This is a genomic window from Pseudonocardia oroxyli, assembly GCF_900102195.1.
Lineage (GTDB): Bacteria > Actinomycetota > Actinomycetes > Mycobacteriales > Pseudonocardiaceae > Pseudonocardia > Pseudonocardia oroxyli.
On the sequence record NZ_FNBE01000010.1, the window covers coordinates 186422 to 199893 of the forward strand.

Genomic DNA, 13472 nt, shown 5'->3' on the forward strand with positions numbered 1-13472 from the left:
GTGGCGTTCTTCACTGTCACGACCACGGGCGCGAGGCCGTAGTGTCCGACGGGTGAGCGTCGATGGGGACACGCCGATCAAGGCGGCCGCGACCGTGCTGCTGCTCCGGGACGAGCCGGACCCGCCCGCCGGGGTGCCGCCGCTGCAGGTCTTCCTGCAGCGGCGGGTGAAGCAGATGGTCTTCGCGGGGGGCATGACCGTGTTCCCCGGCGGCGGCGTCGACCCGACGGACGTCCCGGACCCCGAGCGCTGGGCCGGGCCGGACGCGCAGGCGTGGGCCGACCTGTTCGGCATCGACCCGGACGTCGCAGGCCAGGCCGTGTCCGCGGCGGTCCGCGAGGTGTTCGAGGAGTGCGGCGTGCTGCTGGCGGGCCCGCCCGGCGGCCCGCCCGGGTCGCTGACCTCGCAGGCCCCGTTGTGGCGCAAGCACCTCACCCAGCACACCACGACCCTGAGCGAGATCCTCGTCGACTCCGGGTACGTGCTGCGGACGGATCTCCTGCGCCCGTGGGCCCACTGGATCACCCCGCCCGAGGAGAGCCGTCGCTACGACACCCACTTCTTCGTCGCCGCGCTGCCCGCGGGCCAGGAGGCGGACGCGCACACGACCGAGGCGATCGACGCCGGCTGGTGGCATCCCGGCGCCGCGCTCGCCGCCGCCGAGGCCGGCGAGCTGCTGCTGATGCCGCCCACGCTGCTCTCGCTGCGGGACCTGAGCGCGTTCTCGACCACGGCCGAGGCGTTGGCGGCCTGCGCCGACCGCGACCTGACCCCGGTGCACCCCCGGTTCCGCCGGGACGGATCCGGCAGCGTGATCATCCTTCCGGACGGGTCGGAGCACCCGTTCACGCCTCCCGTGGCGTCCTGATGGAGTACGGCCGCCTCCGCGAGGTGTCCCCCGTCGTCTCGGTGCTCCTGGAGCACAATCCCGGCCCGATGACCCTGGAGGGCACCAACACCTGGGTCCTGCGGGCGCCGGGCGAGCGCGAGTGCGTGATCGTCGACCCGGGCGAGGAGCAGGACGAGGAGCACCTGCAGCGGGTCGCCGCGCAGGGCCCCGTCGCGCGGATCCTGATCACCCACCGCCACCACGACCACTGCGGGTCGGCCCGCAGGCTCGCCGCCCTCACCGGCGCACCGGTGCACGCGCTCGACCCGAGCGTCGGGTCGGAGACCCTGCGAGACGGCGAGGTGGTCGCCGCGGCCGGGTTGGAGTTCCACGTCGTCGCCACGCCCGGACACACCACGGACTCGACGTCGTTCCTGGTCCACGGCCCCGGCGAGGGCCCGCCGCCGCTGCTGGCCGGCGACATGATCCTCGGTCACGGCACCACCGTGATCGCGCATCCGGACGGGGCGCTCGCCCCGTACCTGTCGAGCCTGGACTGGTACGCCGATCTGCCGCCGGGGACGCTGTGCCTCACCGGCCACGGCCCCGAGCTGCCGGACGCCGCGGAGATCGCGAAGCACTACCGCACCCACCGCGGGCATCGGCTGGAGCAGGTCCGCGCCGCGCTGCAGACCCTGCCCGCGGGCGCGACGCCGCGCCAGGTCGTCGAGGCGGTGTACGCGGACGTCGACCAGGCGCTGTGGGACGCCGCGGAGCTGTCAGTGAAGGCTCAGCTGGACTACATCCGCGGGTGACTCGATCGTGCGGCGGCGCAGCCACAACACCGCGCCGACCAGCACACCCGCGACCCCGCCGACGGCGAACGCACCGGAGGCGCCCCACGCCTCCACCACGGTGCCCGCGACGGACTGGCCCACGGCCGCGCCGACAGTGATCGCGGTGACGACCCAGCCGAAGGCCTCCGTCTGGGTGCCCGGCGGGGCGACGACGTCGACCACCAGGGACTGTCCGGTCGTCTGCGGGGTGATCAGGCCGCCCGCCAGCAGCATCGCGACGACCAGCAGCGGCAGCGAGCTCGCGGTGGCCCACATGAGCAGCACGAGCACGCCGAAGCCCGCGACCAGCACCGGCATGCGCAGGTGCAGGGCACGCGGCCAGGGCCGCATGCCGTAGAGGACCCCGACGATCACGGACGTGACCGACCAGGCCGACAGCAGGGCGCCACCGAGCCACGGCTCGCCGTGGCCGCCCGCCACCGCGGGCACGCCCAGCTCCACGGCGCCGACGACGAGGCCGAAGCCGAGCCCGCTGAGGGCGGCGGTGCGCATCCCGGGCGACCCGATCGCGCCGAGCAGGCTCGGGCGGACGGCGGGCCGCATGGCGGGCGTGGCCCGCACGGGGCCCGTCAGGGCGAACCCGACGGCGCCGATCACCGTCGCGACCACCGCGACCGCGGTGCCCGTCCCCGGCCACGGGGTGGACGCCAGCAGGGCGGCGAGCCCGGGCCCGAGGATGAAGAACACCTCGAGGCTGATCGCCTCGTAGCTCAACGCGGCCTCGCGCCGTCGCCCCGAGACCAGGCGCTCCCAGAGGGCTCGGGTGGCCGCGGGCATCGCCGGCATGACCAGGCCGCTGGCGAACGCCAACCCGACGACGACCGGCACCGGCGCGCCCCACTCGACCCCGGCGACCAGCGCCGCCGCGGCGAGGGCGAACAGGGTGGACACGACGAGCAGCACGCCGGACGGGCCGCGCCGGTCCATCAACCGACCCTGTGCCACCGTGCCGATCGCGACGCCGACCAGGGATCCCGCGGACACCAGTCCGGCCGTGGCGAACGAGCCCTCGGCACGCTGCACGTAGAGCAGCGTGCCGAAGCTGTACATCGCGATCGGCAGCCTGCCGATCGCGGAGAAGACCACGGGCAGCGTGGCGCCGGGCACGGACAGTGCGGAGCGGTAGTCGGCGAGCGAAACGGACACGCTGACGAGGATCGCACAGTCTGGTACGCACGTACCAGTTTTTTCCCGGAGACCTCGGTTACCCGAGGTCGGACCGGACCTACCGGGCGCGGCGCGCCAGGCGCTCGGGCTCCAGGATCAGCACGCTCTTGCCCTCGAGCCGGAGCCAGCCGCGGTGCGCGAAGTCCGCCAACGCCTTGTTCACGGTCTCGCGGGAGGCGCCGACGAGCTGCGCGATCTCCTCCTGGGTGAGGTCGTGGGTGACCCGCAGCAGGCCGGACTCCTGGGAGCCGAACTGGCGCGCGAGCTGCAGCAGCGACTTCGCCACGCGACCGGGCACGTCGGTGAAGATCAGGTCGGCCAGCATGTTGTTGGTCCGGCGCAGCCTGCGCGCCAACACGCGCAGTAACTGCTCGGCGATCTCGGGACGCTTGCCGATCCACTCGCGCAGCGCGGCGCGATCCATCGAGAAGGCGCGGACCTCGGTCACCGTCGTGGCCGACGACGTGCGCGGGCCCGGGTCGAAGATGGACAGCTCGCCGAACATGTCCGACGGCCCGGCCACCATGAGCAGGTTCTCGCGACCGTCCGGCGACTTCCGGCCGATCTTCACCTTGCCGCTCGCGATGATGTAGAGACGGTCACCCGGCTCGCCCTCACTGAAGATGACGTGCCCACGCGGGAACTCCACGGGCTCCAGAGCCTGGGCCAGCACTTCGGCTGCGTGCGGCTCCACACCCTGGAAGATCCCAGCCCGGATCAGAACATCGTCCACAACACCTGCTCCTCGTTCACATCCCTCGCGGCGTCAGCGGGGATCATCGGCGCGCCAGTCTAGGGGGTCAATCCGCCGGATGTGACGAGCACTGCAGCAACACCGTGCCCGATCGGGGTAATCGGACCGGAACATCGACCCTTGGAGCCCCCCACCCGGACGACCTGCGAGAGACCGAACGGGCTACGAGGACACCTTACTCCGTCGCGGCCCGCGCTTCCCGCCCCGGTTCCGGAGCCTGAACAGCTCCAACGCGCGGACGGTGCCCTGGCGGAACAGCGCCCGGACCTCGTCGGGCCGGGGACGCTCGAGCAGCTCGTCGAGCTCGTCCTGGCGCAGGGTGGACTCCCGCAGCCGGGACTCCACGCGCTCCATGCCCAGCGCGAAGAACATCACCAGAAGCGGTACGAGGACGGCCAGCCACGCAGTCATATCGGGAACGATGATGGCCTACCCGGCTCGCTCCGACGGCACCGGGGTCCCGGCGTGTCGCGATCGTGACGGGTGACCTGCAGTGATCCTCCGTGACTCTGCGTACCGACGACGGGAGTGTCGGTGGTCGGACGTAGTCTCGCGGGCGTGACCACCACACTCCGGCGCCCCACGAGCCGCGAGGTCGCGAAGCTGTCCGCGCGGATCTCCGCCGGGGAGAGCAGCATCGGCCGCGCGCGCCGGGTCGGGCGCATCCTGCGGGCCCTCGCCGTCGCCTATCCGGACGCGCACTGCGAGCTGGACTTCACGACCCCGCTCGAGCTGGCCGTCGCCACGATCCTGTCGGCGCAGTCGACCGACAAGAAGGTCAACGAGATCACCCCGCCCCTGTTCGCCCGCTACCGCACGGCGGCGGACTACGCGGGGGCGGACCGCACCGAGCTGGAGGAGTACGTCCGACAGACGGGCTTCTACCGCAACAAGGCGAACTCGCTGATGGGCCTCGGCGCGGCGCTGGTCGAGCGGTACGGCGGCGAGGTCCCCGCGAACCTCGACGATCTCGTCACGCTGCCGGGAATCGGCCGCAAGACCGCGAACGTCATCCTGGGCAACGCGTTCGGCGTCCCCGGCATCACCGTCGACACCCACTTCGGGCGGCTCGTGCGGCGCTGGGGCCTCACCCGGGAGGAGGACCCGGTCAAGGTCGAGCACGAGGTCGGCGCCCTGATCCCGAAGAAGGACTGGACCATGGCGTCGCACTACGTGATCTTCCACGGGCGCCGGGTCTGCCACGCCAAGAAGCCGGCCTGCGGGGCGTGCACGCTGGCGATGGACTGCCCCTCGTTCGGGCTCGGCCCCGAGGACCCGGTGGCCGCGGCGAAGCTGGTCAAGGGCCCGGAGGCGCCGCACCTGCTCGCGTTGGCGGGGTTGGGCGAGGCGTGAGCGGGCCGCGGGCGGCCCTGCGCGGTCACGGCCGGGAGCTGGTCAGCACGCTGGTGGTGCTGGCCCTGGTCGTCGTCGGTGTGGTGCTGCTGTGGCCGCGGGACCCCGCGCCGAGCTCCCCCGCCGCACCCGCGCCGACCGGGGCGGCGGACCTCACCGAGCTGCGCGCCCGCGCCGCCCTGCCGAGCTGCCCGCCCGGTTCCCCGCCCGCCGGGCCCCTGGCCGGGCTGAGCGTGCCCTGCCTGGGGGACGGCGCGGCCGCCGGCCTGGGATCCGGGCAGGCGCTGATCAACGTCTGGGCCTCCTGGTGCGCCCCCTGCCGGGAGGAGCTGCCCGCGCTGGCCGAGTACGCCGCCCGCCCCGGCGCCGTCCCGGTGCTGCTGGTGGACATCCAGGACACCGACGCGGCGGCACTGCGCCTGCTCACCGAGCTCGGCGTGCGGCTGCCGTCGGTCACCGACCCGGACGGCGCGGTCCGCGCCGCCCTGCAGGTGCCGCCCGCGATCCCCGCGAGCTACGTCCTGCGCGCGGACGGCTCGGTGGCCCGCGTCGACCCGCCCGTCCCGTTCACGAGCGCGGACGAGGTCGCCGCGGCAGTGGAGACTCTGACCCGATGAGCACCCACCCCCTCCCCGGCGAACGGCGCGTTGGCTCGCCAGGTGTGAGTGAACGCGCCGCTCGCTCACCAGGTCTGAACGAAGGCGCCGTTCGTCGCGCGGGTGTGCGATGAGCGAGATCCTGCGTCCCGAGGCGGTGCCCGCGTTCCTGGAGCCGCTGCTGCGGGGGGTCGCGGGGGCGGGTGCGCGCGAACTCAGCCCCCACCGCCGGCTCCCCCCGCCGCAGGCGAGCCGGCGCGCGGCGGTGCTCATGGCGTTCGCCCGGGGACCGGAGGTGCTGCTCGTCGAGCGGGCCTCGACGCTGCGCAACCACGCGGGTCAGGTGGCCTTCCCCGGCGGGCGGCTCGACCCGGGCGACAGCGGGCCGATCGGTGCCGCACTGCGCGAGGCCGAGGAGGAGACGGGGCTGGACCCGGCGGGCGTCGTGCCGCTGGCGTTGCTTCCGGAGATGTTCATCCCGCCGTCGGGCTTCGTGGTCACCCCCGTGCTCGCGCACTGGGCCCGGCCGACGCCGGTCCGGGCCGTCGACGAGGCGGAGACCGCGCAGGTCCTGCGGATCCCGGTCGCGGCGCTGACCGACCCCGCGAACCGGATCACCACGCTGCACCCCAGCGGGCACACCGGCCCGGCGTTCCTGGTGGCGGGGGTCCTCGTGTGGGGCTTCACCGGGGGCCTATTGTCCGCCCTGTTGGATCGTGCGGGATGGGCTCGTCCGTGGGACGAGTCGCGCGTTCTGGAGCTGGGCGCGGCCTGGTCGGCCGCCCGGTCACAGTCACAGCACACCGGGCAGGAGGCCGCGGGTACGTGAGGGGCGGGACATGAGCTGGGTCGACGTCGTGGTGGTCGTCCTGGCCCTGATCGCCGCCGTGTCCGGCTGGCGACACGGCCTCGCGGTCGCACTGCTGTCGTTCGTCGGCGTGCTCGGCGGGGCCGTCCTGGGCGTGCGGCTCGCGCCGCTGCTGGTGGACGGCATCGACGCGCCGACCACACGGATCATCGTGAGCATCGTCGTCGTGGTGTTGCTGGTCGCGCTGGGCGAGACGATCGGGGTGTACTTCGGCCGCAAGATCCGGGACCGGATCCGCGGCGAGAACGTCCTCACGGTCGACTCGACGCTCGGCGCGGTCGTGCAGGCGGTCACGGTCGTCCTCGCGGCCTGGCTGGTGGCGCTGCCGCTGGCGTCGGCGAGCTTCCCGGGGCTGGCGGCGAGCGTCCGCAGCTCCGAGGTGCTCAAGGGCGTCGACTCGATCATGCCGGACCAGGCCCGCAGCCTGCCCGCCGAGCTGCGCACGCTGCTGGACCGCTCGGGCTTCCCGGACGTGTTGAGCCCGTTCCAGGCCACCCCGATCCAGCAGGTCGGCCCGCCGGACCCGGCGCTGCTCACCCTGCCCGTCGTCTCCGAGGTGCGGGACCGGGTGCTGAAGATCCACGGTCGCGCGCCGTCGTGTCAGCGGCAGCTGGAGGGGACCGGGTTCGTGGTCGCCCCGCAGCGGGTCATGACGAACGCGCACGTCGTCGCGGGGACGAACGAGACGACCGTCGAGATCGAGACCTCCCGCGGCGTGCGCCGGCTCGACGCACGAGTCGTCAGCTACGACCCCGAGGTCGACATCGCGGTCCTCGCCGTGCCGGACCTGGACGTCGAGCCGCTGGTGTTCGCCCAGACCCCGGCCCGGGCGGGGGACGACGCGATCATCCTCGGCTACCCGCTCGACGGCCCGTACACGATCTCCGCGGGCAAGGTGCGCGACCGCATCCAGCTCCGCGGCCCGGACATCTACGACGCGAACACCGTCACCCGGGACGTCTACACCGTCCGCGCCAAGGTCCAGTCCGGCAACTCCGGCGGTCCGATGATCGCCCCCGACGGCCAGGTCCTCGGTGTCGTGTTCGGCGCGGCGCTGGACGACTCCGAGACCGGCTTCGTCCTCACCGCCCCCCAGGTCGCGCAGGCCCTCGCCCAGGCCCCCGCGGCCACCCGCGCGGTCGGCACCGGCACCTGCGCCGCCTGACCGGCCCGGGCCCCCGCGAGTCCCCACTCCAGACACGCGAGTCGGACGGCACGGCCCAGGAGTCGGACATCCGGCGACTCTCGATCATGGCGCTCCCGTGACGTAGCGTCGGCATCGTGGCCGACGACGTCCCACCGGGGTTCGCGCTGATCGAGACCTCGGCGTTCATCCAGCACCTCGGCGGGCTCTACCGCCATCCCGAGACCGGCGTCTTCGGCATGCGCACGCTGCCGGAACACGCGAACGCCCACCTCAACGTCCACGGCGGTTTCCTCGCCACCCTGGTCGACGTGGCGGTCTCCCGCGGAACCCGGCTCACCCTCGGGGACGGCTCGATGGTCAGCACCGTCACGATGACGCTGAACCACCTGGAGCCGGTGCCGATGGGGTCCTGGGTGGAGGCCCGCCCGAGCCTGGACCGGGCCGGCAGCCGGACCGTCTTCACCTCCTGCGAGGTGTCCGTCGGCGAGCTGCTGGTCGCGCGGGCCACGGCCGTCCTCGCGCGGCACCGCCCGAAGTCCTGACGTCCACCGCGAGGCCGGAGGTCGACGACCCCCGGCCCCTGATGCGGGACTCGCGTGAGTAGCGGTCAGACCTCGCGGGTGATGGTCTGGTCCCGGCCCGGGCCGACACCGATCGCGCTGACCGGGGCGCCCGTCAGCTCCTCGATGCGGTGGACGTAGGCCTGGGCGTTCACCGGCAGGTCCTCGAACGTCCGGACGTGCGAGATGTCCTCGAACCAGCCCGGGAGCTCCTCGTAGACCGGGACGGCGTGGTGGACGTCCGTCTGGGTCATCGGCATGTCGTCCACCCGCTTGCCGTCGACCTCGTACGCCACGCACACCGGCACGCGCTCCAGCGAGGACAGCACGTCCAGCTTGGTGAGGAAGAAGTCCGTGATGCCGTTGACGCGCTGGGCGTACCGGCCGATGACGGCGTCGAACCAGCCGCAGCGCCGCGGGCGGCCGGTGGTGACGCCCACCTCGCCGCCGGTCTTGCGCAGGTACTCACCGGACGCGTCGAACAGCTCGGTCGGGAACGGGCCCGAGCCGACACGGGTGGTGTACGCCTTGAGGATGCCGATGACCCGGTCGATCTTGTTCGGCCCGATGCCGGAGCCCACCGCGGCGCCGCCGGCGGTCGGGTTCGAGCTGGTCACGAAGGGGTAGGTGCCGTGGTCGACGTCCAGCAGGGTGCCCTGGGACCCCTCGAGCAGGATCGTGTCGCCCGCCTCGAGGGCCTGGTTCAGCAGCAGCCGGGTGTCCGCGATGCGGTGCTTGAAGCCCTCGGCCTGCGCGAGCACGCCGTCGACGACCTCGGCCGGGTCCATCGCCCGCCGGTTGAAGACCTTGACCAGCACCTGGTTCTTGAAGTCCAGGGCCGCCTCCACCTTCTGGTGCAGGATCTTCTCGTCGAGCACGTCCGCCACCCGGACGCCGACGCGCGCGACCTTGTCCTGGTAGGCCGGGCCGATGCCGCGACCGGTGGTGCCGATCTTGGACTTGCCCAGGAAGCGCTCGGTGACCTTGTCGATGGCCACGTGGTACGGCATGATCAAGTGCGCATCCGCGCTGATCAGCAGGCCCGTGGTGTCCACGTCCCGCTTCTCGAGGCCCTCGAGCTCGGTCAGCAGCACGCCGGGGTCGACCACCACGCCGTTGCCGATGACGTTCTTGGCCCCCGGGGTGAGGATGCCGCTCGGGATGAGGTGCAGGGCGAAGTCCTGGCCGTCGGGCAGCACCACCGTGTGGCCGGCGTTGTTGCCGCCCTGGTAGCGCACGACCCACTGCACGGACCCGCCGAGCAGGTCCGTCGCCTTGCCCTTGCCCTCGTCGCCCCACTGGGCACCGATCAGCACGATCGCCGGCATGTGAGACTCCAGTCCTGGCTTGCGGCGGGAGGGTAACCGATCAGGTGGCTACGATCGATCAGGAACTGGTGCTGCTGACCTGTGCCGACAGGCCCGCGCGCCGTTTCCCGTTCCAGGGTAATCGGCTACCGGCCGCGCTCGTGCACGTCCCCGCCGTGTCGCTGCCCGCACGGCCCGGGAAGAGGGACGTCGACCCGGTGCTGAAGGAGCGCGAACCCCGGCGGGTCATCGTGCACGGCAGCGACGCGGACCTGGCCGCCGTGCTGGTCAGGTTGTTGCGGCGGGACCGGCTCGACGTCGAGGTCGCCTTCGTCCCCGCCACCCGGCGCTCGGCGGTGGCGATGGCCTGGAACCTCCCGCGGGACGCCGCGGGCCTCGCCCTCGACGCACCCGCGCAGCCCACCCCGCTCATCCGGGACGACTCCGGCGGTGTGCTCGTCGGCCGCGGCGTGGTCCGCGACCTGGAGGGCGAGGCGTACTGCGACGACACGCTGGTCCTGCGCGGGCGGACCCGGCGGCTGGTGGCCGTCCCGGGGCCCGACGGGGTGTCCGCCCTGCCCGGCAGGCGGGTGCGCGCGGCGACCGGGCGGGCCCTGCAGATCGGCTGCGTGGAGGCGTTCGTCGAGGTGGAGGGCGTGCCGCACCCCCGTCCGGTGCCGCGCTGGACCTGGTACCGGCACACGGCGGACTGGCTGTTCGTGCGGCCCGGGAGCCCGCGTTGATATACGCGCCCCGAAACGGGGGCGAAACATGAGCGCCGTAGAACTGTCGCCATGCACCTGAGCCCTCAGGAGCGGGACAAGCTGCTCATCCACGTCGCCGCGGACGTGGCCCGCGCCCGCCAGTCCCGCGGCCTGCGCCTGAACTACCCCGAGGCCGTGGCGTTGATCACCGACCACGTCGTGGAGGGTGCGCGGGACGGGCGCTCCGTCGTCGAGCTGATGCAGTCCGGCCGGACGGTCCTCACCCGCGAGCAGGTCCTCGACGGCATCCCCGAGATGATCGACTCGGTGCAGGTCGAGGCCACGTTCCCGGACGGCACGAAGCTCGTCACCGTGCACTCCCCGATCGCGTGAGCGAGCGCATGCGATCGAACCGACAGACACGGCGCGGTCGCGAATGCGGGCGACGAGCGCCGGCGAGGAGGCGGCGATGAGCGGGCGGCGGAGCTCCGGCTGGGCGCCGGGACAGATCATCCCGGGCACCGAGCCCGTCGAGCTGAACCCCGGGCGCGAGCGCACCACCCTCGTCGTCACGAACACCGGCGACCGGCCCGTGCAGGTCGGTTCGCACTTCCACTTCGCCGCGGTCAACCCCGGCCTGGCGTTCGACCGCGAGGCCGCCTGGGGCACCCACCTCGACATCCCGGCGGGGACGTCGGTGCGGTTCGAACCGGGCGTCGAGAAGGAGGTCGTGCTCGTGCCGCTGGCCGGCGCACGGCGCGTCCCGGGCCTGCGCCCGGAGTGGGCGGGCGACCTGGATCGGAGCAGCGAGTGACCAGCATCGAGCGCGGCCGCTACGCGGACCTCTTCGGCCCGACGACCGGTGACCGGATCCGGCTGGCCGACACGGACCTGCTCATCGAGGTCACCGACGACCTGTCCCGCGGGCCCGCCTCCGGGGACGAGGTGATGTTCGGCGGCGGCAAGGTCATCCGCGAGTCCATGGGCCAGTCCCTGGTCACCTCCGCGGAGGGCGCCCCGGACCTGGTGATCACCGGCGCGGTGATCCTCGACCACTGGGGGATCGTCAAGGCGGACGTCGCGGTCACGGACGGGCGCATCACCGGCATCGGCAAGGCGGGCAACCCCGACACGATGGACGGGGTGGACTTCCCGATCGGGCCGTCGACGGAGATCATCTCCGGCAACGGCAAGATCCTCACCGCGGGCGGCATCGACGTCCACGTCCACTTCATCACCCCCGGGTTGGTCGACACGGCCCTCGCCGCGGGCCTCACCACGCTCGGCGGCGGCGGCACGGGACCGGCCGAGGGCACCAAGGCCACGACCGTCACCCCCGGCCCCCGCAACCTCGCGCGGATGTTCCAGGCGCTGGACCACCTGCCGATCAACGTCCTGCTCATGGGCAAGGGCAACACCGTGTCCGCGGACGCCCTGTGGGAGCAGCTGCGCGCGGGTGCGGGCGGCTTCAAGCTGCACGAGGACTGGGGCACCACCCCCGCCGCGATCGACGCCTGCCTGCGGGTCTGCGAGGAGTCCGGCGTCCAGGCCGCGATCCACACGGACACGCTGAACGAGGCGGGCTTCCTGCAGTCCACGCTCGAGGCGATCGCGGGGCGCTCCATCAACGCGTTCCACACCGAGGGCGCGGGGGGCGGGCACGCGCCGGACATCATCGAGGTCGTCTCGCAGGCCAACGTGCTGCCGTCCTCGACCAACCCGACGCGCCCGCACACCGTCAACACCCTCGACGAGCACCTCGACATGCTGATGGTCTGCCACCATCTCAACGCGTCGGTGCCCGAGGACCTGGCCTTCGCGGAGAGCCGCATCCGGCCGACGACGATCGCCGCCGAGGACGTCCTCCACGACCTCGGCGCCATCTCGATGATGAGCTCGGACAGCCAGGCCATGGGCCGGATCGGCGAGGTGATCATCCGGACCTGGCAGACCGCGCACGTCATGAAGGCGGCGCGCGGCGCGCTCGACGGTCCGGCGGACAACCTGCGCGCGCAGCGGTACGTCGCGAAGTACACGATCAACCCGGCGCTGGCGCACGGCATGGCCTCGCAGATCGGGTCGGTCGAGGTGGGCAAGCTCGCGGACCTGGTGCTGTGGGAGCCCAAGTTCTTCGGCGTGCGGCCGGACGTGGTGCTGAAGGGCGGGTTCATCGCCTGGTCCCAGATGGGGGACGCGAACGCCTCCATCCCCACCCCGCAGCCGGTGTTCGCCCGCCCCCAGTTCGGCGCGGCACCGCTGGTGGCGAGCGCGACGTCGCTGAACTTCGTGGCGCCGATCGCGCTGGAGTCCGGGTTCGGCGAGGGGCTGGCGAAGAGCGCGGTGGCCTGCGACGACACCCGCTCGATCACCAAGTCGTCGATGCTGCTCAACGACGCGACGCCCGAGGTGAAGGTCGACCCGGACAGCTTCGAGGTGCGGATCGACGGCTCCGTGGTCGAGCCCGCCCCGGTGTCCGAGCTGCCCATGGCCCAGCGCTACTTCCTGTTCTGATGGGCCTGACCTCGCTCGTCCTCGCCGACGCCCGCTTCCCCGGCGGCGGTCACGTCCACTCCGGTGGGGTGGAGGAGGCGGTGGCGCGGGGCCTGGTGCAGGACGTGGAGACGCTGCGGGGCTTCCTGCTCGGCCGCCTCCGCACCGCGGGCCTGGTCGCCGCCGCCTTCGCGGCCGCGGCCGCCCGCCTCGCCGCTCGGGGCACCGACGCTCGGGGCACCGACGCTCGGGGCACCGACGCTCGGGGCACCGACACTGACGCTTGGGCGGCCCAAGCGTCGCCGGCGGGTGCTTGGGCGGCCCAAGCGTCAGTGGCCGGCGCTTGGGCGGCCCAAGCGTCACGAGCCTGGGGCGCGCTCGACGCGGAGTTCGACGCACGCACACCCTCGCAGGCGCAGCGCGAGGCCTCCCGGGCCCAGGGCCGCGGGACCCTGCGGGCCGTGCGCGCCGCCTGGCCCTCCCCCGTGTACGACGAGCTGGGCCCCCGCCCCCACCACGCGCTGCTGGTCGGGGCGGTGTGCGGGATCGCGGGCGAGCCACCCGAGGAGGCGGCCCGCTGCGTCGCCTACCTGGCGGTCTCCGGCCCGGCGTCGGCCGCGGTGCGGCTGCTCGGCCTCGATCCCTTCGCCGTCAACGCCGTGCTGATCCACCTGGAACCCGCGCTCGACGCCGTCGTCGAGACCGCCGTCCACACCGCCGCCCACACCGCCGTCACCGAGGACCTCCCCGCACCCGGCGCCCCGGTGCTCGACCTGCTGGCCCAGGCCCACGTCGCGCACCGCGGCAGGCTGCGGCTGTTCGCCTCCTGAAAGGACCGAC

Annotated in this window: 16 protein-coding genes; 12 read left to right on the forward strand and 4 right to left on the reverse strand. The window is 73.2% G+C overall.

All coding sequences use genetic code 11. From position 1 onward, the window contains the following. The first annotated feature begins 52 nt into the window (after nucleotides 1–52). A complete protein-coding gene (locus BLS43_RS16770; RefSeq protein ID WP_176921371.1) occupies nucleotides 53–868 on the forward strand; it encodes an NUDIX hydrolase in 816 nt (271 codons plus the stop codon). Next, nucleotides 868–1644, forward strand: a complete 777-nt coding sequence (locus BLS43_RS16775; RefSeq protein ID WP_093085523.1) for an MBL fold metallo-hydrolase — start codon at nucleotides 868–870, stop codon at nucleotides 1642–1644. The genes BLS43_RS16770 and BLS43_RS16775 overlap by 1 nt, the downstream gene beginning before the upstream one ends. Here BLS43_RS16775 and BLS43_RS16780 read toward each other — a convergent pair. The 3 genes from BLS43_RS16780 to BLS43_RS16790 form a co-directional block, all read right to left on the reverse strand. Beyond that, nucleotides 1609–2832, reverse strand: coding sequence for an MFS transporter (locus tag BLS43_RS16780; protein ID WP_093085526.1), 1224 nt, complete (start codon nucleotides 2830–2832; stop codon nucleotides 1609–1611). The genes BLS43_RS16775 and BLS43_RS16780 overlap by 36 nt on opposite strands. A 79-nt stretch (nucleotides 2833–2911) precedes the next feature. Further along, complete coding sequence (locus BLS43_RS16785) at nucleotides 2912–3586, reverse strand: Crp/Fnr family transcriptional regulator (RefSeq protein ID WP_093085529.1); 675 nt, start codon at nucleotides 3584–3586, stop codon at nucleotides 2912–2914. Between the two features lie 183 nt (nucleotides 3587–3769). After that, the gene (locus tag BLS43_RS16790; RefSeq protein ID WP_093085532.1) at nucleotides 3770–4018 is read right to left on the reverse strand and encodes a hypothetical protein; all 249 of its coding nucleotides are present in this window, start codon (nucleotides 4016–4018) and stop codon (nucleotides 3770–3772) included. 147 nt (nucleotides 4019–4165) lie between these two features. On the opposite strand from BLS43_RS16790, the gene nth reads away from it, so the two are divergent. From nth to BLS43_RS16815, 5 genes are all read left to right on the forward strand, one after another. After that, complete coding sequence (gene nth / locus BLS43_RS16795) at nucleotides 4166–4960, forward strand: endonuclease III (RefSeq protein WP_176921372.1); 795 nt, start codon at nucleotides 4166–4168, stop codon at nucleotides 4958–4960. Continuing rightward, complete coding sequence (locus tag BLS43_RS16800; protein ID WP_176921373.1) at nucleotides 4957–5577, forward strand: TlpA family protein disulfide reductase; 621 nt, start codon at nucleotides 4957–4959, stop codon at nucleotides 5575–5577. The genes nth and BLS43_RS16800 overlap by 4 nt, the downstream gene beginning before the upstream one ends. A gap of 109 nt (nucleotides 5578–5686) precedes the next feature. Next, on the forward strand, nucleotides 5687–6385 hold the full coding sequence (locus BLS43_RS16805) for an NUDIX hydrolase (protein ID WP_093085535.1): 699 nt from the start codon (nucleotides 5687–5689) through the stop codon (nucleotides 6383–6385). A gap of 10 nt (nucleotides 6386–6395) precedes the next feature. Next, a complete protein-coding gene (locus BLS43_RS16810) occupies nucleotides 6396–7589 on the forward strand; it encodes a MarP family serine protease (protein WP_093085538.1) in 1194 nt (397 codons plus the stop codon). A gap of 116 nt (nucleotides 7590–7705) precedes the next feature. After that, nucleotides 7706–8113, forward strand: a complete 408-nt coding sequence (locus tag BLS43_RS16815) for a PaaI family thioesterase (protein ID WP_093085541.1) — start codon at nucleotides 7706–7708, stop codon at nucleotides 8111–8113. 65 nt (nucleotides 8114–8178) lie between these two features. On the opposite strand, the gene BLS43_RS16820 is transcribed toward BLS43_RS16815, so the two are convergent. Next, nucleotides 8179–9459, reverse strand: a complete 1281-nt coding sequence (locus BLS43_RS16820; protein WP_093085544.1) for an adenylosuccinate synthase — start codon at nucleotides 9457–9459, stop codon at nucleotides 8179–8181. Between the two features lie 140 nt (nucleotides 9460–9599). Between BLS43_RS16820 and BLS43_RS16825 the strand changes: the two genes are divergently transcribed. The 5 genes from BLS43_RS16825 to BLS43_RS16845 all read left to right on the forward strand — a co-directional run bounded on the left by BLS43_RS16825 (nucleotide 9600) and on the right by BLS43_RS16845 (nucleotide 13462). Then, on the forward strand, nucleotides 9600–10181 hold the full coding sequence (locus tag BLS43_RS16825; protein ID WP_176921374.1) for a hypothetical protein: 582 nt from the start codon (nucleotides 9600–9602) through the stop codon (nucleotides 10179–10181). Between the two features lie 51 nt (nucleotides 10182–10232). Further along, nucleotides 10233–10535 (forward strand): urease subunit gamma, encoded by a 303-nt coding sequence (locus BLS43_RS16830; protein WP_093085547.1) that lies wholly within the window; start codon nucleotides 10233–10235, stop codon nucleotides 10533–10535. 76 nt (nucleotides 10536–10611) lie between these two features. Continuing rightward, nucleotides 10612–10956: an urease subunit beta gene (locus BLS43_RS16835; RefSeq protein ID WP_093085708.1), complete on the forward strand. Its 345-nt coding sequence runs from the start codon at nucleotides 10612–10614 to the stop codon at nucleotides 10954–10956. Then, on the forward strand, nucleotides 10953–12653 hold the full coding sequence (locus BLS43_RS16840; RefSeq protein WP_093085551.1) for an urease subunit alpha: 1701 nt from the start codon (nucleotides 10953–10955) through the stop codon (nucleotides 12651–12653). Before BLS43_RS16835 ends, BLS43_RS16840 begins: the two co-directional genes overlap by 4 nt. Further along, entirely contained in the window at nucleotides 12653–13462 is an 810-nt protein-coding gene (locus BLS43_RS16845; RefSeq protein ID WP_093085554.1) for an urease accessory protein UreF, read from the forward strand. The genes BLS43_RS16840 and BLS43_RS16845 overlap by 1 nt, the downstream gene beginning before the upstream one ends. Nucleotides 13463–13472: the final 10 nt, after the last annotated feature.